The sequence below is a fragment of the Ensifer sp. SSB1 genome (assembly GCF_016652895.1).
Lineage (GTDB): Bacteria > Pseudomonadota > Alphaproteobacteria > Rhizobiales > Rhizobiaceae > Ensifer.
On the sequence record NZ_JAEPRP010000031.1, the window covers coordinates 10,589 to 31,602 of the forward strand.

Annotated in this window: 20 protein-coding genes and 1 pseudogene; 13 read left to right on the forward strand and 8 right to left on the reverse strand. The window is 62.6% G+C overall.

Annotated features, from left to right (window positions below; translation table 11 throughout):
- Nucleotides 1-167, forward strand: a pseudogene (locus I8N66_RS10430) (AAA family ATPase); the annotation flags it as partial.
- A gap of 53 nt (nt 168-220) precedes the next feature.
- On the opposite strand, the gene fsa reads toward I8N66_RS10430, so the two are convergent.
- A complete protein-coding gene (fsa, locus tag I8N66_RS10435) occupies nt 221-874 on the reverse strand; it encodes a fructose-6-phosphate aldolase (protein ID WP_043613920.1) in 654 nt (217 codons plus the stop codon).
- A 180-nt stretch (nt 875-1,054) separates the two neighbouring features.
- On the opposite strand from fsa, the gene I8N66_RS10440 reads away from it, so the two are divergent.
- The 8 genes from I8N66_RS10440 to I8N66_RS10475 all read left to right on the forward strand — a co-directional run bounded on the left by I8N66_RS10440 (nt 1,055) and on the right by I8N66_RS10475 (nt 10,808).
- Nucleotides 1,055-3,271, forward strand: a complete 2,217-nt coding sequence (locus tag I8N66_RS10440; RefSeq protein WP_291153230.1) for a primosomal protein N' — start codon at nt 1,055-1,057, stop codon at nt 3,269-3,271.
- Between the two features lie 140 nt (nt 3,272-3,411).
- Nucleotides 3,412-3,798 (forward strand): DUF4345 domain-containing protein, encoded by a 387-nt coding sequence (locus I8N66_RS10445; protein WP_291153233.1) that lies wholly within the window; start codon nt 3,412-3,414, stop codon nt 3,796-3,798.
- A 262-nt stretch (nt 3,799-4,060) separates the two neighbouring features.
- On the forward strand, nt 4,061-4,621 hold the full coding sequence (locus tag I8N66_RS10450) for a F0F1 ATP synthase subunit delta (RefSeq protein ID WP_291153236.1): 561 nt from the start codon (nt 4,061-4,063) through the stop codon (nt 4,619-4,621).
- On the forward strand, nt 4,621-6,150 hold the full coding sequence (gene atpA / locus I8N66_RS10455) for a F0F1 ATP synthase subunit alpha (protein WP_057255020.1): 1,530 nt from the start codon (nt 4,621-4,623) through the stop codon (nt 6,148-6,150). The genes I8N66_RS10450 and atpA overlap by 1 nt, the downstream gene beginning before the upstream one ends.
- Nucleotides 6,151-6,177: 27 nt before the next feature.
- Entirely contained in the window at nt 6,178-7,059 is an 882-nt protein-coding gene (locus I8N66_RS10460; RefSeq protein WP_291153243.1) for a F0F1 ATP synthase subunit gamma, read from the forward strand.
- A gap of 24 nt (nt 7,060-7,083) precedes the next feature.
- Nucleotides 7,084-8,601, forward strand: a complete 1,518-nt coding sequence (gene atpD, locus I8N66_RS10465; protein ID WP_113535244.1) for a F0F1 ATP synthase subunit beta — start codon at nt 7,084-7,086, stop codon at nt 8,599-8,601.
- Between the two features lie 119 nt (nt 8,602-8,720).
- Nucleotides 8,721-9,122, forward strand: coding sequence for a F0F1 ATP synthase subunit epsilon (locus I8N66_RS10470; RefSeq protein WP_291153246.1), 402 nt, complete (start codon nt 8,721-8,723; stop codon nt 9,120-9,122).
- Between the two features lie 258 nt (nt 9,123-9,380).
- Complete coding sequence (locus tag I8N66_RS10475; RefSeq protein ID WP_291153249.1) at nt 9,381-10,808, forward strand: mannose-1-phosphate guanylyltransferase/mannose-6-phosphate isomerase; 1,428 nt, start codon at nt 9,381-9,383, stop codon at nt 10,806-10,808.
- 122 nt (nt 10,809-10,930) lie between these two features.
- Here the strand turns inward: I8N66_RS10475 and I8N66_RS10480 are convergent, their stop codons facing one another.
- Entirely contained in the window at nt 10,931-12,034 is a 1,104-nt protein-coding gene (locus tag I8N66_RS10480; RefSeq protein WP_113535242.1) for a saccharopine dehydrogenase family protein, read from the reverse strand.
- A gap of 125 nt (nt 12,035-12,159) precedes the next feature.
- Here I8N66_RS10480 and I8N66_RS10485 point away from each other — a divergent pair, with 125 nt between their 5' ends.
- Nucleotides 12,160-12,591 (forward strand): Lrp/AsnC family transcriptional regulator, encoded by a 432-nt coding sequence (locus I8N66_RS10485; protein WP_291153253.1) that lies wholly within the window; start codon nt 12,160-12,162, stop codon nt 12,589-12,591.
- Nucleotides 12,592-12,625: 34 nt separating this feature from the next.
- Here I8N66_RS10485 and I8N66_RS10490 read toward each other — a convergent pair whose 3' ends face one another.
- Nucleotides 12,626-13,516, reverse strand: a complete 891-nt coding sequence (locus I8N66_RS10490; RefSeq protein ID WP_291153256.1) for a DUF6030 family protein — start codon at nt 13,514-13,516, stop codon at nt 12,626-12,628.
- A 276-nt stretch (nt 13,517-13,792) separates the two neighbouring features.
- Between I8N66_RS10490 and I8N66_RS10495 the strand changes: the two genes are divergently transcribed.
- Both I8N66_RS10495 and I8N66_RS10500 read left to right on the forward strand, forming a co-directional pair.
- Entirely contained in the window at nt 13,793-14,695 is a 903-nt protein-coding gene (locus I8N66_RS10495; RefSeq protein ID WP_291153259.1) for an aminoglycoside phosphotransferase family protein, read from the forward strand.
- Nucleotides 14,696-15,026: 331 nt separating this feature from the next.
- Entirely contained in the window at nt 15,027-15,776 is a 750-nt protein-coding gene (locus I8N66_RS10500; protein WP_291153262.1) for a F0F1 ATP synthase subunit A, read from the forward strand.
- Between the two features lie 39 nt (nt 15,777-15,815).
- Here I8N66_RS10500 and I8N66_RS10505 read toward each other — a convergent pair whose 3' ends face one another.
- From I8N66_RS10505 to I8N66_RS10520, 4 genes are read right to left on the reverse strand one after another with little or no spacing between them, the layout of a single operon-like run.
- Nucleotides 15,816-16,667, reverse strand: a complete 852-nt coding sequence (locus I8N66_RS10505; protein WP_291153265.1) for a metal ABC transporter permease — start codon at nt 16,665-16,667, stop codon at nt 15,816-15,818.
- Nucleotides 16,664-17,524, reverse strand: coding sequence for a metal ABC transporter permease (locus I8N66_RS10510; protein WP_291153268.1), 861 nt, complete (start codon nt 17,522-17,524; stop codon nt 16,664-16,666). Before I8N66_RS10510 ends, I8N66_RS10505 begins: the two co-directional genes overlap by 4 nt.
- Nucleotides 17,521-18,456, reverse strand: a complete 936-nt coding sequence (locus I8N66_RS10515; RefSeq protein ID WP_291153270.1) for a manganese/iron ABC transporter ATP-binding protein — start codon at nt 18,454-18,456, stop codon at nt 17,521-17,523. Before I8N66_RS10515 ends, I8N66_RS10510 begins: the two co-directional genes overlap by 4 nt.
- Complete coding sequence (locus I8N66_RS10520; RefSeq protein ID WP_291153274.1) at nt 18,453-19,358, reverse strand: metal ABC transporter substrate-binding protein; 906 nt, start codon at nt 19,356-19,358, stop codon at nt 18,453-18,455. The genes I8N66_RS10515 and I8N66_RS10520 overlap by 4 nt, the downstream gene beginning before the upstream one ends.
- A 121-nt stretch (nt 19,359-19,479) precedes the next feature.
- Between I8N66_RS10520 and I8N66_RS10525 the strand changes: the two genes are divergently transcribed.
- Nucleotides 19,480-19,908 carry a Fur family transcriptional regulator gene (locus tag I8N66_RS10525; RefSeq protein ID WP_034802472.1) on the forward strand — a complete coding sequence of 143 codons (429 nt, stop codon included), beginning with the start codon at nt 19,480-19,482 and terminating at the stop codon, nt 19,906-19,908.
- A gap of 64 nt (nt 19,909-19,972) precedes the next feature.
- On the opposite strand, the gene I8N66_RS10530 is transcribed toward I8N66_RS10525, so the two are convergent.
- Nucleotides 19,973-20,881: an EamA family transporter gene (locus I8N66_RS10530; protein ID WP_291153280.1), complete on the reverse strand. Its 909-nt coding sequence runs from the start codon at nt 20,879-20,881 to the stop codon at nt 19,973-19,975.
- Nucleotides 20,882-21,014: the final 133 nt, after the last annotated feature.

The window sequence follows — 21,014 nt, forward strand, 5'->3', positions numbered from 1 at the left end:
CCAGCGCCTCACGCGAAAGCCAGATCTGGATCGTCACCCATTCGGAAAGGCTGGCGGAGGAAGTGCGCCAGCGCTCAGGCATCCGTCCGCGCCGGGTGATCCGCAAGGACAGTGCCACCTGGATCGACGGCATGCGGCTGACTGGGCTGATGGACGACGACGAGTAGGCAACAAAAAACCCCGCATCGCTGCGGGGTCTTCTTGTTCATTCCCGAAACAATCAGGCGATCTTCTGACCGGTCTTGGCCCAGTCGGCCAGGAAGGTTTCGAGGCCCTTGTCGGTCAGCGGGTGCTTGACCAGCGCCTTCAGCGTGGCCGGCGGCGCGGTGACAACGTCGGCGCCGATGAGGGCGGCTTCCTTGACGTGGTTCACGGTGCGGATCGAGGCAGCAAGGATCTCGGTCTCGTAGCCGTAGTTGTCGTAGATGTGGCGGATCTCGCGGATCAGGTCCATGCCGTCGAAGGCGATGTCGTCGAGACGGCCGACGAAGGGCGAGATGAAGGTGGCGCCGGCCTTGGCGGCAAGCAGCGCCTGGTTGGCCGAGAAGCACAGGGTCACGTTGGTCTCGTGGCCGTCCGAGGTCAGCGCCTTGCAGGCCTTGAGGCCGTCGAGCGTCAACGGCAGCTTGATGCAGATGTTGTCGGCGATCTTCGCGAGAACGGCCGCTTCCTTCATCATCTCGGCGTATTCGGTGGCGGTTACTTCAGCCGAAACCGGGCCGTCGACGATCGAGCAGATTTCCTTGGTGACTTCCGTGATGTCGCGGCCCGACTTCAGAATCAGCGACGGATTGGTGGTGACGCCATCGAGAAGGCCGAGATCGTTCAGCTCGCGGATTTCCTTGACGTCGGCGGTATCAACGAAAAATTTCATGGGGTCACTCCCTTGGGGCACGATTGCCGTTCGGGCGCATATCTACCGGGGAGGAATTCCGTTGGCAGAGATCGCGCGCGTTGAAACTCTGGTGGAACCGTGACAAACCCTGCGGCCTGCAAGGCTGCGGTTCGCAGCGCAGTTTTCTTTAACCGAAACACGTGGCAAGGTCACGGCAAAATGACTCGCGATTCAACCGATTTATTCGGCGATTTGCTCGGGCCCGTTTCGGCCCGTCGCGTCGTGCCGGTCCTGGTGCCCATGCCGGCGCCGAAAGCCTATTCCTATGCGGTTCCCGACACCATGGTGGTCGAGCCGGGCTCGATCGTGCAGGTGCCGCTCGGGCCGCGCCTCGTCGTCGGCGTGGTCTGGGATGGCGACGATGACGGGAGCGTCGATGCCAAGAAACTCAAGACGATCGAGAAGGCTTTCGACTGCCCGCCGCTGACGCGCGACATGCGGACCTTTCTCGATTGGGTTGCCGCCTATACCGTCACGCCGCCTGGGCTGGTTGCGCGGATGGCGCTCCGCGCACCGGCGGCCTTCGATCCGGAACCGATGGTGGAAGCCCTGCGGTTGACGGAGATGCGGCCGGAGCGCATGACGGCGGCGCGCGAGCGCGTGATCGCTGCCGCCAGCGACGGTTTTTCCTGGACGCGCTCAGGGCTGGCGCATGCCGCCGGCACGTCGTCGAGTGTGATCGAAGGGCTGACCCAGCAAGGGGTCTTCGAGACCGTCTTCATGGCGCCGCCGCCCGTCGTCGCCTTGCCCGATCCCGATTTTACCGCCCCCAGGCTCGAAGGCCCGCAGAAGGAAGCAGCGGCCGATCTGCTCGCTGCGGTCGAGGAGGGGGGCTTTTCGGTGTCGCTGATCGACGGCATCACCGGATCCGGCAAGACCGAGGTCTATTTCGAGGCGATCGCTGCGACCCTTCGCGCCGGCAAGCAGGTGCTGATCCTGCTTCCCGAGATCGCGCTGACGTCGAGCTTCCTCGAACGCTTCCAGGATCGCTTCGGCGCGAAGCCCGCCGAGTGGCATTCGGACCTCGCACCGCGTACCCGCGAAAAGGTCTGGCGCCAGGTGACGACAGGCACGGTCCGGGTCGTTGCCGGCGCCCGCTCGGCGCTGTTCCTGCCCTTCGAGGAACTGGGGCTCATCATTGTCGACGAAGAGCACGACCCTGCCTACAAGCAGGAAGATCGCGTCTTCTACAATGCGCGCGACATGGCGGTCGTTCGTGGTCGCATCACCGGCTTTCCCGTCGTGCTCGTCTCGGCGACGCCATCGCTCGAAAGCCGGGTCAATGGCGAGGTCGGACGCTACAAGCCGATCCACCTGCCGACCCGCTTCGGCGATGCGGCGCTGCCGCGGCTCGGCGTGGTCGACATGCGCCAGCATCCACCGGCGCGCGGTGGCTTCCTTTCGCCGGTTCTCATCAACCAGATCGGCAAGGCGGTCGAGCGTGGCGAACAGGCGCTGCTCTTCCTCAATCGGCGTGGCTACGCACCGCTGACGCTCTGCCGCGTCTGCGGCCATCGCTTCCAGTGCCCTGATTGCTCAAGCTGGCTGGTCGAACACCGCTTCCGCGGGCAGATCCAGTGCCACCAGTGCGGCTATTCCGAACGCACGCCGGAAGCCTGCCCGGAATGCGGCACGCTCGATCATCTGGTCGCCTGCGGCCCTGGGGTCGAGCGGATCGCCGAAGAGGTGGAGCGGCATTTCCCCGAGGCGCGTACCATCGTGCTTTCTTCCGACCTGATGGGCGTCAAACGGCTGAGGCTGGAGCTTGAAGCCATCACGCGTGGCGAAGCCGATATCGTCATCGGCACTCAGCTCGTTGCCAAGGGGCATAACTTCCCGCTGATGACACTGGTCGGCATTGTCGATGCCGACCTCGGTCTGGCGAACGGCGATCCGCGTGCGGCGGAACGGACCTTCCAGCTGCTCTCGCAGGTCACCGGCCGCGCCGGCCGAACCGGCCTCAAGAGCCTGGGGTTGCTGCAGACCTACCAGCCGCAGCACCCGGTGATGCAGGCGATCGTCTCCGGCGATGCCGACGCTTTCTACGACCGCGAGATCGCCGAGCGCGAGAAGGCATTGCTGCCGCCCTTCGGCCGGCTCGCCTCGCTGATCGTCTCGGCCGACACGCGCCAGGATGCCGAAGGCCACGCGCGCGGCCTGCGCATGGCAGCGCCCCGGACCGATGGCATCACCATTCTCGGCCCCGCGGAAGCGCCGCTGGCGCTGATCCGCGGGCGGCACCGCTTCCGCCTGCTGGTGCATGGTCGGCGCAACAGCGACATGCAGGCCTTCGTCAAGGCGATGATCGCCGCCGGCCCCAAAGAGCGCGGCTCGATCAGCGTCCAGCTCGACATCGATCCCCAGAGCTTCCTTTAGGCTCAAGTTTCCTGTGATCGTCGCATTGATGAGGCCGCGGGCGATTCACAACCGCCGCGACATGCGCTAGAGGTCAGGCACGCTTCGTCTCGGCAACAAGATGGGGCGGCATGATAACGGGCTCATCAGCGGGAACGGACATGGAATTCTACATTCCGACGGAAACCGGCGAATTCCTCGCCTTCTGCGCCGCCGCGGCTGCGGCGCTGATCGGCGTCGTCATGCTGTTTGCGCCGCGGCTCGCCTTTCGCGCGGCCGGCATCGGCCTTGCCGAGGGACGGCGCGGCGGCTACGCCGAAGCGCGCTCCACCATGGGCGGCATGCATGTCGGGTTGGGCCTTGCTGCGATCCTGCTGGCGCAGCCGATGGTCTACCTTGCCATGGGGGCAGCTTTCGCCCTTGCCGCTTTCGGCCGAATTCTCTCGATGATGAGTGACAATGGCGGCACGGTCTACAACTGGCTGGCGCTCTTCATCCAGGCGGCACTCGCCATCCTTCCGCTCGCCTACGTCTTCGGCATGATCTGATCGCGCGCGGGTCGTTTCGCGATTCACAACGCAGGAAACGAATTTACGGCAAAATTCGGCCAAAGGTGGCCGACTTATGCCGCATTCCTGCCGTTCGCGTGTTGCGAGTCCAAACATCCTATGCTAGACGAACCGCGAATTGCGGGGGAAGTGGGTCGCCAGGCCTCGATATCCTGCAAGTTATTGCAGCAAATTCAAGATGTTAAGTTGACGGCCCACCGCCAGCTCGGTTCTTGAATGAAATTGAGAGAAGCTTGTGCCCGTGGCAGACACATCCCAGCTTATTTCCGGTGTTGCAGAAAGATATGCGTCCTCGCTTTTTGAACTTGCGCTCAGCGCCGGTTCCATCGAGGCAGTCGGTGCGGATCTTACCCGCGTCCAGGCCCTGATCGATGGCAGCGACGACCTGAAGCGGCTGATCGCAAGCCCGGTCTTTTCTGCAGACGACCAGTTCAAGGCCATTTCGGCGGTTGCCGAAAAGGCCGGTATCTCCGGGCTCGTCGGCAACTTCCTCAAGGTCGTTGCCCGTAACCGCCGCCTCTTCGCGCTGCCGGGCATGATCAAGGCGTTCCGCCTGATCGCCGCGCGCCATCGTGGCGAAATCTCCGCCGACGTAACGTCGGCCCATGCGCTCACCGCAGCGCAGGAAAACGAATTGAAGGCGACGCTGAAGAGCGTCACCGGCAAAGACGTGGCGGTCAACGTCACCGTCGACCCGTCTATTCTTGGAGGTCTGATCGTCAAGGTCGGGTCCCGCCAGATTGACACTTCCCTTCGCACCAAACTCTCTACCCTTAAGCTTGCACTGAAAGAGGTCGGCTGATGGATATCCGCGCCGCGGAAATTTCCGCAATTCTCAAAGATCAGATCAAAAATTTCGGCCAGGAAGCAGAAGTCTCCGAAGTCGGTCAGGTGCTTTCCGTCGGTGACGGTATTGCCCGCGTCTACGGCCTCGACAATGTCCAGGCAGGCGAGATGGTCGAATTCCCGGGTGGAATTCGCGGCATGGCGCTGAACCTCGAAGCCGATAACGTCGGTGTCGTTATTTTCGGTTCGGACCGTGACATCAAGGAAGGCGACACCGTAAAGCGGACTGGCGCCATCGTGGACGTACCGGTTGGTCCGGAGCTGCTCGGCCGCGTCGTTGACGCGCTCGGCAACCCGATCGACGGCAAGGGCCCGATCAACGCCAAGCAGCGCTCGCGCGTTGACGTCAAGGCTCCGGGCATCATTCCGCGCAAGTCGGTGCATGAGCCGATGTCGACCGGCCTCAAGGCTATCGACGCCCTCATCCCGGTTGGCCGTGGCCAGCGCGAGCTTGTCATCGGCGACCGCCAGACCGGCAAGACCGCCATCATCCTCGACACGATCCTCAACCAGAAGGCCATTCACGACAATGGTCCGGAAGGTGACAAGCTGTATTGCGTCTACGTCGCAATCGGCCAGAAGCGTTCGACGGTTGCCCAGTTCGTGAAGGTTCTGGAAGAGCGCGGCGCTCTGCAGTACTCGATCATCGTTGCTGCGACGGCGTCCGATCCGGCTCCGATGCAGTACCTCGCACCGTTCGCCGGTTGCGCGATGGGTGAATACTTCCGTGACAACGGCAAGCATGCCCTGATCGGCTACGACGACCTGTCCAAGCAGGCTGTTTCCTACCGTCAGATGTCGCTCCTGCTGCGCCGCCCGCCGGGCCGCGAAGCTTACCCGGGCGACGTTTTCTACCTGCACTCCCGCCTGCTCGAGCGCGCTGCAAAGCTCTCGGACGACAATGGCGCCGGTTCGCTGACGGCTCTGCCGGTCATCGAAACGCAGGGCAACGACGTTTCGGCGTTCATCCCGACCAACGTGATCTCGATCACCGACGGCCAGATCTTCCTTGAAACCGACCTGTTCTACCAGGGCATCCGTCCGGCCGTTAACGTCGGTCTGTCGGTTTCGCGCGTTGGCTCGGCCGCTCAGATCAAGGCGATGAAGCAGGTTGCCGGCTCGATCAAGGGCGAACTCGCCCAGTATCGCGAAATGGCCGCCTTCGCGCAGTTCGGCTCGGACCTCGATGCCGCTACGCAGCGCCTCCTGAACCGTGGTGCCCGCCTGACCGAACTCCTGAAGCAGCCGCAGTTCTCGCCGCTGAAGACGGAAGAGCAGGTCGCTGTGATCTTCGCTGGCGTCAACGGCTACCTCGACAAGCTTCCGGTCAACCAGGTCGGCAAGTTCGAGCAGGGCCTGCTTTCCTACATGCGTTCGGAAGGCAAGGACATCCTGGAAACCATCCGCAAGGACAAGGCGATCTCCGACGACGTCAAGGGCAAGCTGAAGGCTGCAATCGACAGCTTCGCCAAGTCTTTCGCCTGAGCGGATTTCATTTAGGACGGATAACGGATGCCTTCACTTAAGGATCTGAAGAACCGGATCGCCTCCGTCAAGGCGACGCAGAAGATCACCAAGGCGATGAAAATGGTCGCCGCGGCGAAGCTTCGGCGTGCGCAGGAGGCGGCCGAGGCCGCCCGGCCTTATTCGCAGCGCATGGCTGCCGTTCTCGCCAACATCGCCCAGGCGGTTGGCGCGGACGACGGCGCGCCGCGTCTGATGACGGGAACCGGCAAGGATGACACGCACCTTCTGGTCGTCTGCACGGCTGAACGCGGTCTTTGCGGCGGCTTCAACTCGCAGATCGCCCGTCATGCCCGCGACCACGTTCGCAAGCTGCTCGCAGCCGGCAAGACGGTCAAGATCATCTGCGTCGGCAAGAAGGGCTTCGATATTCTGCGTCGCGAATTCGCGTCGCTGATCGTCGATCGTGTCGACCTGCGTGAAGTCAAGAAGATCGGCTTTGAAAACGCTGACCAGATTGGCCACAAGATCATCGCGCTCTTCGAAAAGGGCGAGTTCGATGTCTGCACGCTGTTCTACTCCGAGTTCAAGTCCGTTATCGCCCAGATTCCGACGGCACAGCAGTTGATCCCCGCCTCGGCCGGCCCGGTCGCAGCGGAAGCATCGGATGCTTCGGCCGTCTACGAATATGAGCCGGACGCGGGCGCGATCCTGAGCGACCTCATTCCGCGCAACATTTCGGTGCAGATCTTCCGGGCCCTGCTCGAGAACGTCGCCGGCGAAATGGGCGCGAAGATGAGCGCGATGGATAACGCGACGCGCAATGCTGGTGAGATGATCAACAAGCTGACGCTGAACTACAACCGTCAGCGCCAGGCTCAGATCACCAAGGAACTCATTGAAATCATCTCGGGCGCGGAAGCGCTCTAAGGTTACGAGAAGAGGGTAAGGATTATGGCTAAGGCAGCTACCCCGAAAGAAACCGTAGCGGAAAAGAAGCCCGCTGCACCGAGGAAGGCAGCTTCCGCCAAGACCGCAGCAGTTGCCGCAACCGGCGCTGTCGGTCGCGTAACGCAGGTCATCGGCGCCGTCGTCGACGTCGCGTTTGACGAAGGCCAGCTTCCGCAGATCCTGAACGCACTGGAAACCGACAACAACGGTAACCGCCTCGTTCTCGAAGTTGCACAGCACCTCGGCGAAAACTCCGTTCGCACGATCGCCATGGACTCGACCGAAGGTCTGGTTCGCGGCCAGTCGGTCACCGACACCGGTGCACCGATCACGGTTCCGGTCGGCGACGAAACGCTCGGCCGTATCATGAACGTCATCGGCGAGCCGGTCGACGAAGCGGGTCCGCTCGTCACCTCCGGCAAGCGCGCCATCCACCAGGAAGCGCCGTCCTACGTCGAACAGTCGACGGAAGCGCAGATCCTCGTCACCGGCATCAAGGTCGTCGACCTTCTCGCTCCTTATGCAAAGGGCGGTAAGATCGGCCTCTTCGGCGGTGCAGGCGTCGGCAAGACCGTTCTCATCATGGAACTGATCAACAACGTCGCCAAGGCGCACGGTGGTTACTCGGTATTCGCCGGCGTGGGTGAGCGTACCCGCGAAGGCAACGACCTTTACCACGAAATGATCGAGTCCGGCGTTAACAAGCACGGCGGCGGCGCAGGCTCCAAGGCTGCGCTGGTTTACGGCCAGATGAACGAACCGCCGGGCGCACGCGCTCGCGTTGCTCTCACCGGTCTGACGATCGCTGAAGACTTCCGCGACAAGGGCCAGGACGTTCTGTTCTTCGTCGACAACATCTTCCGCTTCACCCAGGCAGGTTCCGAAGTGTCGGCTCTGCTCGGCCGTATTCCTTCGGCCGTGGGCTACCAGCCGACGCTGGCGACCGACATGGGTCAGATGCAGGAACGCATTACCACCACGACCAAGGGCTCGATCACCTCGGTTCAGGCCATCTACGTTCCGGCCGACGACTTGACCGACCCGGCACCGGCAACCTCGTTCGCCCACCTGGACGCAACGACCGTTCTGTCGCGTTCGATCGCTGAAAAGGGCATCTACCCGGCCGTTGACCCGCTCGACTCCACGTCGCGCATGCTCGACCCGATGATCGTCGGCGAAGAGCACTACGAAGTGTCGCGTAAGGTCCAGACGACTCTGCAGCGCTACAAGGCTCTCCAGGACATCATCGCCATCCTGGGCATGGACGAACTGTCTGAAGAAGACAAGCTGGCCGTTGCCCGCGCTCGTAAGATCGAACGCTTCCTGTCGCAGCCGTTCTTCGTCGCCGAAGTCTTCACCGGTTCGCCGGGCAAGCTCGTCGCTCTCGAAGACACGATCAAGGGCTTCAAGGGCCTGGTCAACGGCGAGTACGACCACCTGCCGGAAGCTGCCTTCTACATGGTCGGCTCGATCGAAGAAGCGATCGAAAAGGCCAAGAAGCTGGCTGCAGAAGCCGCTTGATAGCACTGTTAAGCCTCGGCGCGACCGCGCGCCGAGGCTTTCATCCTGCCTTCTGCTAAAGGCAGGGAAGACATGCACAGCCGCCTTCGGGTGGCGCGCCCACGAAGAAGTGAATGGTCATGGCCGATTTCAACTTTGAGCTTGTTTCCCCCGAGCGCCTGCTCGTTTCCGAAAAGGCGACGGAAGTCGTCATCCCGGCGACCGAGGGCGAGATGACCGTGATGGCCAATCACGCTCCGACGATGACGACGGTCAAGCCCGGCGTGGTCACGGTGAAGACGGCCGACGGCAAGATCGAGCGCTTTGCAGTGTTCGGCGGTTTTGCCGATATCCTGCCGACCGGCTGCACGCTGCTTGCCGAATCCGCCGTTCATGTCGACGAACTGGACCGCTCGATCCTCGAAAACCGCATCGATTCGGTTCGTGCCGAGCTGGATGGCGCCGGCGACGAGAAGAAGACCCGCCTGGAGCAGTTCATTGCCGAACTGACTAAGCTTGGCGAAGTCGTGATCCCTGCCTGAAAGGGACACCCGGAAGGGTGACGCGAATGAGAAAGCCCCGCCTTCGAGCGGGGTTTTTTGTTGGCAGCAAGATTCTTGCGGCACTTGAGATCAGGATCCTGCAACGGGATGCGAGGGGGATGCCGCGTCCGCTTTTCCTCATACTGCCCTAACCCTCAATTCGGCGAACAGCTTGCCCGGAACGGCGCTTTAGCTATTCTTCACGAGAAGCCCTTTACTGTTCTCCGAAGAATCAACTCAAAGACAAGAGGCGCCGGCATGACGTCGAAGATTGTTCCGGTGATCATGGCAGGCGGACGGGGTACACGCCTCTGGCCGCTTTCCCGCGCCGCCGCGCCGAAGCAATTCCTGCAGATCCTTTCCGATCGTTCGTTGTTTCAGCAAACGCTGGAGCGCGTTCGCGATGACAGCCAGTTCGAGCCGGCCATCATCGTCACAAACAGCGACTTTCGCTTCATCGTCGCCGAGCAGGCCCGGGCGATCGACGTTCACCTCGGTGACATCCTGCTGGAGCCGGTAGCGCGCAACACTGCTCCTGCGCTTGCTGCCGCGGCCTTCCAGATTCTCGCGCGCTTCGGCAAGAACGCCGTCATGCAGGTGCTTGCTTCGGATCACGAGATCGATGCCGGCGATGTCTACAGCGATTGTATCCTCAGGGCGCATCAGGCTGCCCGTCACGGAGAGCTGGTGACCTTCGGCATCACGCCGACCGAACCCGCCACCGGCTATGGCTACATCGAGCGTGGCGAGGAATTGACGGCGGGCACGAACCGCGTGGCCCGTTTCGTCGAGAAGCCCGACCGCGCCAAGGCCGAAACGATGCTTGAAACCGGACGCTATCTCTGGAACTCCGGCATGTTCATGCTGCCGGTGAAACCTTTCCTTGACGAGATGAAGCGTCACGCGCCACAGGTCTGGGAAGCCACGAGGCTCGCACTCGACAGGGCGCAGAAGGATCTCGACTTCACGCGGCTGGATGCAGCGAGCTTTGCCGCTGCACCCGATATCTCGGTGGATTATGCGGTCTTTGAAAAGACCGAGCGGGCAGCCGTGGTGCCGTCGTCCTTCCTCTGGTCGGATCTTGGCAGCTGGGACGCCGTCTGGAAGACGGGAGAGAAGGACGGCGACGGTAACGTCGTCACCGACAAGGCGACGGTGTCGAACACGCGCAACTCACTCGTCCTGTCGCGCGACATCCACCTGGCGGTTCAGGGGCTCGATGATGTTGCCGTCATTGCAGGTGAGGATGCCGTCTATGTCGGCCGGCTGGCCGATAGCCAGAGCGTCGGTGCTATCGTCAAGACGCTGGCGAAATCGCCGCAGACGACGGCCCTGACGGAGATCCACCCGACGTCCTATCGCCCCTGGGGGGCGGTTGCCGCCATTTCGGACGGAGAGCGCTTCGCGGTCAAACGGCTGCGCGTGAACCCCGGTAAGAAGATTTCGCTGCAGAAGCATCATCATCGGGCAGAGCATTGGATCGTGGTACGCGGCACAGCGGAGATCACGATGTCCGGGGAAACCCGAATGCTGCACGAGAACGAGTCGGTCTACATTCCGCCGGGGATCGTTCACCGGCTTCATAACCCCGGCAAGATTCCGCTGGAACTGATCGAGGTGCGCACCGGCTCCTATCTCGGTGAAGACGATATCATCCGCATAGAGGACGAATTCGGACGGAGCTAAGGCTATGCTGACAGCCAAGCACCTGACGGAAAGAAAAAAGCCCGGGCCAAGACCCGGGCTTTGCTTAGGTGAGAACGGGATGTCTATCCCGCTCCAAATTCCGGCACGTTTCAGCTGACGGATCAGCCGGCGACGCGCGCGGTTTCGCCCTTCTGAGCGTAGTAATGGCCGAAGCGGTTTGCCAGGAAGGTGTCGAGGCCGATGTCTTCCTGGCGGACGAAGCCCTTCGAGGCGATCTTGCCGTCGGCGAGCAGGTCAAGCACGGCGCAGATGCTGCCTGCCGTGGTGATCTGGATACCGCTCTGCATGCGGCCGGCAACGACGCCGCTATAGACCTTGTTGGCGTAGGTTTCCTGGATCAGGCGACCGTCGCGGAAGCCCGAAACCGTCACGAAGATGACGACGACGTCCTGGGTGGTGGTCGGCAGGGCGTTCTCGAAGATGTCCTTGAGGACTTCGCGGCGATGACGCAGGCCGAGGTCGTTGAGCAGCGCCTTCATGATGGCGGCGTGGCCCGGATAACGGATGGTCTTGTAGTTGAGCGTCCGAACCTTGCCCTTCAGCGATTCGCAGAGGGTGCCGAGGCCGCCGGAAGTGTTGAAGGCTTCGTAGGTGACGCCGTCGAGCGAGAATTCTTCGCGCTCTTCCATGGCCGGCACTTCGATGAGGTTGCTTTCAACGATCGCTTCGCAGGGCTCGATGTATTCGTTGATGACGCCGTCGGTGCTCCAGGTCAGGTTATAGTTCAGAGCGTTCGACGGGTACTGCGGCAGGGCGCCGACGCGCATGCGCACGCTTTCCAGCGTCTCAAAGCGGCTGGCGAGATCGTTGGCGACGATCGAGATGAAGCCCGGTGCGAGGCCGCACTGCGGAATGAAGGCGGTGTTTGCCTTGGCGGCGATCGCCTTGACCTGGCGGGTGGATTCGACGTCTTCGGTGAGGTCGAGATAGTGGATGCCGGCTTCTGCAGCCGCTTCGGCGATTGCGACCGTCAGGTGGAACGGAGCGGCGCTGAGCACGGCGAACTTGCCGGAGAGAAGGGCGACGAGCGCCTTCTTGTCACCGATGTCGACGGTTGCCGTCGTGATCGCGGCATGCTTCTCGATCTGCTCCAGCTGCTCGGCGCTGCGGTCGGCGACGCAGACGCTGTAGTCGCCGGTGTGGGCGAGCATGCGAGCGATGGTGGAGCCGATCTTGCCTGCTCCGATGACGACGATATTCTTCATTCTTTCCCCCGGGGTATGAGAACTGTATCTGTCCCTATTGTCCACTCGGGGGCTGTTGATTTGAAGCGCCGAAATGACTAAATCGACTAGTGATATTCGGCAGATTGCCTAAACGGACGGACGATATGCAAATCACCGACAAGGATCGGGAGCTCCTGGCCATCCTCAGCGAAAATGCCCGGATGCCGACCGCGACGATTGCCCGGCGGCTTGGCCTGTCGCGCACGACCGTGCAGGCGCGAATAGAACGCCTGGAGCGCGAGGGCATCATCGCCGGCTATGGCGTGCGGCTGTCGGAGAGCTACGAGAAGGGGCTGGTCAAGGCGCATGTGCTGATCACCATCGCGCCGCGGGCGCTCTCTCGCGTGACCCCGGAGCTGAGCGCCATCCGCGAAATCCAGACGTTGCTTTCGGTCAGCGGCAGATTCGATCTCATCGCCGTGGTCGCGGCGACATCGATCAGCGAACTCGATCTGCTGATCGACCGCATCGGTGAAATCGACGGCGTCGACCGGACGCTGTCGTCGATCATCCTCTCGACCCGAATCGACCGGTAGACGGTGCTTCCGTTGGCCCGCGGACGGAAGATCGTCATGGTGCCGTGGCGGGTTCCTTCCCATCCGGTACTTTCGCCGGCACGTTCCAGTCCGTCGGGCCCTTGATAAAGCTGCGCAGTTCGGCATCGCCATAGGCGAGCCATTTGCTCCGGTCGAAATAGAGCTCGGCAATGCTCTTCGGTCGCGCCCGCGGCGGCTGATTGGCAAGAAAGTTGAAGCGCGGAGTCGCTTCGTCGGATTCACGCTTGAACTGGATGCGGCTGCCGAAGCGCTTGAGGTCGAATTCCTTCAGCGCCTGGATCTGCAGAGTGACGCTTGCAGCATCGGCCCAGCGCACGTGGTCGAGGAACACGGACGCCGCGCGCGCCGCGGCCGTGGTTACGGCCTGGCGGTCCTCCGGTCGTTCGATGTTGAGCTTGACGCGGAACGAAGAGATTTCCTCCTCGCCGCTGCCCTTGACGAAGATGAAGATCGATGACGGCTTGCCCTCGCCTGGGCGCGGGAAGGAGACAAGCGACGAACATTCCCATTGGGCACGTTCGCCGGCACCCGCCTTCCATTCGAGGTCACGGAAGCCGGCGTCACGCAACTCGTCGCAGAGCGCCTTCGGGTCGCTGCGGATGACGCGCAGGAACTGCTGCTCCGGCGTCTGCAGATCCTGGAAGGTCCAGGTGGGCAGTGCGATGCGCGGTTGTTCACGCCGTGCCGGCTTGCCGGCCAGCGGTTCGGCGGGCTTGCTCTTGTCAAGGAAGGCCGTCGGCAGGCCCAGCGCCAGGAGCACTTTCCTGAGGTTGCGCTGTTCGTTGGCGAGCAGGGCCGTCGCGAGAATGGCGGTGACGATCAGGATGAGGGCGATGAGAAAGAACCGAAGTCCCGTTCGCCCAGCACGTTTTGGAGCCGGCGTCTTGCCACGGGTCGCGCTCATGCTGCCCCGCCTGCCCGACGGGGCGCGACGAGGCGCGAGACCTCCAGCAAAAGGTGATCGGTCAGCCGGGCTTCCATGATCTCGGTTATCAACGGGTCTGGACCCTCTTCATCCCCGAAATCCGCAGCGGCGGCAATATGCAACCGTCGATATCGGCGAGTGGCTGTTGCATCCTGGCACAACGCGCCGCTGAAGGAGAGTTTCGCTGAACCAGGAAGTTGAAATCCAGGAGCAATCACATAGTTTCGAGGCCCGACACAGCAGATGGGACATACCATGGCAGAAAATCCGGCCGAACTCGTGATCGATGCGTCGCTGGTACGGCGGCTGATCGCGACACAGCTTCCGCAGTGGTCAGATCTTGAGGTGCGCCCGATCGAGCCCGGCGGCTGGGACAACAGGACGTTCATGCTCGGCGAAGAGATGACCGTGCGCCTGCCGAGCGCCGAACACTACGTGCTGCAAGTGGAGAAGGAGCACCGCTGGCTGCCGCGGCTGGCGCCGCAATTGCCGTTGCCCATACCGGTGCCTCTGGCCAAGGGTGTGCCGGGCGAAGGGTTTCCGTGGGCCTGGTCCGTCTATCGCTGGCTTCCGGGGGAAACATTGGTGAAGCACCGGGTTGCAGATCTTCGCGAGGGGGCAAAGGATCTCACGCGGTTTCTGCGTGCGTTGCGGCAGGCGGATGCCGCCGGCGGACCCTTGCCCGGCGACCACAATTTCCACCGCGGCGGTCCGCCGGCCTTCTATCATGAGCAGACGCGCCAGGCGCTCACGCTGCTCGACGGGCAGGTCGATACGGCGGCGGCAGGCGAGGTGTGGGACGCAGCACTCGCCCAACCGTTTGAGGGCGCGCCAGTCTGGTTTCACGGTGACATCGCCTGGGGCAATCTTCTGGTCGAGAATGGCCGTTTAAGTGCCGTCATCGATTTTGGCACTTCTGGCGTCGGCGACCCCGCCTGCGACCTCGCGATCGCCTGGACGTTCTTCCATGGCGAAAGCCGTGAAGTCTTCCGCGATGGCATGGCGCTCGATCGCGGCGCCTGGGCCCGCGGCCGTGGCTGGACGCTCTGGAAGGCGCTGATCGTGCTGGCCGGCATGACCGGGGCGGCCGACAACGAGAAGGCAAAGCAAGCTGCGGTGATCGAAGACGTGCTCGCCGATCATCGCCGTTTCGGCTAGCCTGCGTCCGCATGGGCCGGCAAGCGTCGACTTGACCCGACTGCAAATTGCCTCTAGGTCAGGCGCACGCGGGACGACCCGCGTCGGTGCTACGCATGGGGACGGCCCCAGTATCTCGATCGAGATACTTGGAGTCTATCGCATCATGCAGTCCCAAAGCGCGGGACACGTCCGCGCGAGCTTTCCTTTCCCGAAACAGCCTGATCAATCCATTGCAAGCGCGCGCTTCGTGGAACGATCTCGGCCGCCGATCGCTTATCCCACACATTGACGCGTCGGCGGCCACCGACGCGTGCCGCCGATGTTTCGTCACCAACGCACGAGGTTGATGATGGCCGGACCCATCGAACAATTTGAGATCAAGTCGCTCCTTCCGATCGCCGAGGTCGGCGGCCACCAGATCAGCTTTACCAACTCGGCCGCCTATATGGTGCTGACGATTGCGATCGCGAGTCTCTTCCTGATCCTGTCGACGCGAAGACGGGGCCTGGTGCCGAACCGGGCGCAGTCGGCGGCCGAGATCCTCTATGAGTTTGCGGCAAAGACGCTGCGCGACAATGCAGGCGAGAAGGGCATGCGCTTCTTTCCGCTGGTCTTTTCGCTGTTCATGTTCATCCTCACCGCCAACCTCATCGGCATGTTCCCCTATGCCTTCACGGTGACGAGCCACATCGCCGTGACCTTCGCCCTGGCGATGCTCGTGTTCCTGACGGTTACGCTCTATGGCATCTACCGGCACGGCCTCGGCTTTCTGCGGCTGTTCATGCCGTCGGGCGTGCCGCTGATCCTGGCGCCGATCATCATCCCGATCGAGGTGGTCTCCTACCTCTCGCGTCCCGTAAGCCACTCGGTGCGTCTGTTTGCGGTCATGCTGGCCGGCCACATCACGCTCAAGGTATTCGCCGGCTTCGTGGTGGGCCTTAGTGGCTTCGGGGCGCTGGGGATCCTGGCGGCGATCATGCCGTTGCTGATGACGGTGGCGCTGACGGGGCTGGAACTGCTGATGGCACTGATCCAGGCTTACATCTTCACCATGCTGACCTGCATGTATCTCAACGACGCGCTCCATCCGAGCCACTGAGAACAGGCCAAGAGGCTCCCCGCGAGGGGAGCCTCTTTTTCATTCGGCCGCCACGCGCCGGGCTTCGTTGCGATAGGTCCGCCAGGACGACCAGGCGAAGGCGATGAGGAACATCGCGGTCATCAAGAGCACGATGGTCGGCGCCGGTGCGCTGTCGATTAAGAAGGAGAGATATACGCCACAGAAGGAGGCCGTCATCGCGACCAGCACGGCCACGATGAGCATCGCCCCCATGGTACGGGTGATCAGGAAGGCGATGGCGCCCGGCGCAATCAGCATGGCGATGGCAAGGATCAGCCCCACCGCCTTCAACGCGCCGACGATCGTCAACGACAGGATGGCCAGCAGACCATAGTGCAGCCAGTTGACCGGCAGGCCGACGGCCTTGGCCTGGGCGGGATCGAAGGCGTGCAGCAGGAAATCGCGCCATTTGACGGCCAGAATGCCGGTGGCGACCAGCGCGATCACGCCGGTCTCGATGATGTCGGGCCAGCCTATGCCGAGCATGTCGCCGAAGAGGATATGGTCGAGGTGCACGTCGCTCTGGATCTTGGTGTAGAGCACGAGGCCGAAACCGAACATGCCGGAGAAGACTACGCCCATGACCGTGTCCTGCTTGATGCGGCTGTTCTCCTTGAGATAGCCGGTCAGAAGCGCGCAGGACATGCCGGCGGCAAAGGCGCCGACGGCGAGCGGCAGGCCGACGATGTAGGAGATGACCACGCCGGGGAAGACCGCGTGCGAGATCGCGTCGCCCATCAGCGACCAGCCCTTCAGCACCAGGAAGCAGGAAAGCATCGCGGTTGGGATCGCCACCAGCACCGAGATCAGAAGCGCATTGCGCATGAACTCGAATTCGAAGACGGCAAGCATCATGTCGAGCGAGATCATCGGCCAGCCTCCGCCGGTTCGGCGCTACGCCGGCGCGCGGCAAGAAGCCCGTGTTTCGGGGCAAAGACAAAGGCCGTCAGGAAGATCAGCGTCTGCAGTAAGATGATGATGCCGCCGGTAGCGCCATCGAGGAAATAGCTGAAATAGGCGCCGAAGAAGCTCGTCAGCGTGCCGATGGCGACGCTGATCAGGATCAGCCGCGGGAAACGGTCCGTCAGCAGATAGGCGGTGGCCCCTGGTGTCACCACCATGGCGATGACGAGGAAGGCGCCGACAGTCTGCAGCGCTGCGACCGTACAGGCAGAGAGCAGCGTGAAGAACAGCACCTTGAGGAAGGTGGTGGGAATGCCGATCGAGCGCGCATGGCTCTCGTCGAAGAAGGTGACCATCAGGTCCTTCCACTTGGCCGTCAGGATGAGCAGCGAGACGATGCCGATGATGGCCAGCTGCAGCGTGTCGGCGGGCGTGATCGCCAGGATATTGCCGAGCACGATGGTCTGGATGTTCACCGACGTCGGCGACAGCGAGACCATGAACAGCCCGAGGCCGAAGAAGGAGGTGAAGATCAGGCCGATGATCGTATCTTCCTTGAGCTTGGTGCGCTGGTTGAGAAACAGCATGGCACCGGCGGCAAGCGCGCCGGAGAAGAAGGCGCCGAGCGAAAAGGGCAGGCCGAGCATATAGGCGCCCGCGACACCCGGGACGATCGAGTGAGAGAGCGCGTCACCGATCAGCGACCAGCCCTTCAGCATCAGGTAGGAGGAGAGGAAGGCGCAGACGGCGCCGACCAGTGCGCTCACCCACATGGCGTTGAGCATGTAGCCATAGGTGAAGGGTTCGGAGAGCGTGGCGATCATTTGCCCTTCGTCTCCGAAGTCGTTTCGGGCTTCGCCGGCTGCGCCACCATGCGGTCCTTGTCGCCATACATGACCAGCGGACGCTCGTCGTCGGTGATGACGGCGAGCTGCCGCGGGTCGGCATCATCGTGCAGGTTTTCGCCGCCGAGCACGAAGTGTCTGAGCACGCCGCCGAAGGCGAGCTCCAGGTTTTCGCGGGTGAAGGTGGTTTCGGTCGGGCCGTAGGCGAGGACCGTGTTTTTCAGGAGCACGGTGCGGTCGCAGAACTCCGGGACGCTACCGAGATTGTGGGTCGAGACCAGCATGACCCGGCCCTCGTCGCGAAGCCCGATCAGCAGGCGAATGATCGCGTCCTCGGTCTTGACGTCGACGCCGGTGAAGGGCTCGTCGAGCAGGATGACCTTGCCGTCCTGGGCAAGGGCGCGTGCGAGGAAGACGCGCTTCTTCTGGCCGCCGGAGAGTTCGCCGATCTGGCGCTTGCGGTAGTCGCTCATGCCGACGCGGGCGAGGGCTGCTTCGACCGCTTCGTGATCCGCTTTTTTGGGGATGCGCAGCATGTTCATGTGGCCGTAGCGGCCCATCATCACAACGTCCTCGACCAGGACGGGGAAGTTCCAGTCGACCTCTTCGGCCTGCGGCACATAGGCGACGAGGTTTTTCTTGAGGGCTTCCGGTACCGACAGGCCGAGGATCGCGATCTCGCCGCGCGACAGGCGGGCAAAGCCCATGATCGCCTTGAAGAGCGTCGACTTGCCGCTGCCGTTGACACCGACAAGCGCCGTGATGGTGCCCGTCGGTACTTCGAAGGTCGCGTCGCGCAGGGCGCGCAGCCCGTTGCGATAGGTGACGGTTGCTCCGGTCACACGGATGCCGGTGCCTTGCTCGCCGGATGCCGCTGTCTGGCCGGGACGGGCTTTGACCTGGAGGTTCATTGCGAAAGGCCCTTGGCGATGGTTTCGGATGTCACTCGCAGAAGATCGATATAGGTCGGAACCGGTCCGTCCGCTTCGCTCAAGGAATCAACGTAGAGCACACCGCCGTATTTTGCACCGGTCTCGCGCGCTACCTGCTCAGCCGGGTCCGGCGAGATCGTGCTTTCGGAGAAGACCACCGGGATGTGGTTTGCCCGGACGGCGTCGATCACCTTGCGCACCTGCTGCGGGGTGCCCTGCTGGTCGGCATTGATCGGCCAGAGGTAGAGCTCCTTCATGCCGAAATCGCGGATCAGGTAGCTGAAGGCGCCTTCGCTCGACACCAGCCAGCGCTTGTCCTCGGGGATCTTGGCGATCTCGGCGCGGATCGGCGCGATGGCGGCCTCGATCTTCTGTTTGTAGGCCTCGGCATTGGCCTTGTAGGCTTCGGCATTGGTGGGGTCATACTTCACGAAGGCATCTCGAATGTTGTCGACATAAATCAGAGCGGCCGATGGCGACATCCAGGCATGCGGATTGGGCTTGCCGCTGTAGGGGCCTTCGGCGATGCCCATCGGCTCGATGCCCGTCGAGACGACGACACCCGGCACATCATCGAAGTTCTGGAAGAACTTCTCGAACCAGCGCTCCAGGTTCAGGCCGTTCCACAGGATCAGCTTTGCATCGTGCGCCTTCAGGATATCGCGCGGGGTCGGCTGGTAGTTGTGGATCTCGGCGCCCGGCTTGGTGATCGATTCGACGATTGCGGCGTCACCCGCGACGTTCTTGGCCATGTCGGCAATGACCGTGAAGGTCGTCACTGCCTTGAACTTCTCCTGCGCCCAGCCGGCGCCGGGAACGAGCGCGATGGTTGCCACGGCAGCGGCCGCTGCCAGGATCGCGCGCTTCGTCTGATCGATCATTCGCTACTCCCAGATGTTGACATCAACAGGAGTAGGGGAATGATTTGCATAAGTCAATGCAAATGAGAAGCATTCGCAACTGGCTATTTTCAAAGGCCGTGCCCTTGGCTAGTGTACGACCATGAAACAGAACAAGAATCGTGTCGAAGAACTGGAAGGCGTTTTGAGGGATGGCGGCGTGCGCGTGACGCGCCAGCGTGCCGCAATCCTGAAGATCCTCGCCACCGCTGAAGACCATCCGGATGCAAACGAATTGCATCGCCGGGCGAAGGAAATCGACGCCACCGTCTCGCTATCGACGGTCTACCGGACGTTGTCGGCGCTTGAGCAACAGGGCGTGGTGCAGCGCCATGCCTTTGAGAGCGCGACCGCTCGTTTCGAGACCGCCGACGCGCCGCATCATGACCACCTGATCGATATCGACACCGGCGCGGTGATCGAGTTCCGCTCCGACAAAATCGAGCAGCTGCAGGCGGAGATTGCCGCCGAGCTTGGCTATGATCTGGTGCGCCACCGTCTTGAACTCTACTGCCGCAAGCGCAAGGACTGAGTCGGGTCCGTCAGGACCGTTACGCAATGGCAACGGTCCTTGTTTACTTCATGAGGGAAGCGTGTCAGCCGCGATCCGCAATGGCGGACGGGCGATGACGCGCCGGCATAGTCATGGCGGCAACGCCGACGATGACGCAGGCGAGGCCGACCCAGGCCGTGTCGGACAGCTTCTCGCCGAGGAACACTGTGCCGATGGCAACCCCGATCGGCACGCGCAGATAGGCCTGGGCCGTGGCGCCGACCGAGCCCAATGTCTGGATCAGCCGGAAATAGATGGCAAAGGCGAGGGCCGTCGAGAAGACGGCGAGGCCGAGGAGTGCCAGCAGCGACTCCACCGACGGCGCAAGCGTCCAGGGCCGGTCGACAATAAGGCTCGTCGGGATCAGCAGCACAGCGCCCGATACCAGCGAGCCGGCAGCGGGCATCATTGGGTCGAGCCCCTTGAAACTGCGCCCGAAGATAGCCGCGCCCGCGTAGCAGACGGTGGCCAGTACCACGGCCAACTGTGGCAGCAATTGCTCGCCGAGACCGCCAAAGGCCTCCATGCCGATGATGAGGCTGATGCCGGTCATGCCGGCGACGACGCCGACGAGTTTGCGCACCGTCACCTGTTCATGGCGGGTGACCAGTGCCGTCATCAGGAAGGCGAAGATGGGGGTCGTTGCATTGAGGATGGAGGCAATGCCGGCATCGATTGTCTGTTCGGCCCAGGCGATCAGCGTGAAGGGCACGACGCTGTTGAGGCAGGCCTGGAACAGGAAGCGCCGCCAGGTTGCGGCGTCGCGCGGCAGCTTGAGGCCGCGCCAGCGCAGAACGGCAAGAAGAAGCATGCCGGCAATCAGCGTGCGCGCGGCGATCAGCGTGACCGGCGGAATGGTGCCGATGCCGATCTTGATGAAGGTATAGGAGGCGCCCCACAGTGTGGCGAGCGCGAGCAGAAGGGAGAGCTCGAGGGTGAGGGTCTTGGCCATGGATCGAAACCTTCGTGTCGTCGTCGTCGCCATCCTTTTAGGACGATGGTGACAGCGAATGCTTCGGCGGCGGTCGAAGTGTCGAGCTTCCTCGAGGTGGCTGAAACGGCAAAGCCCGGCTCTCCCTTCGGAG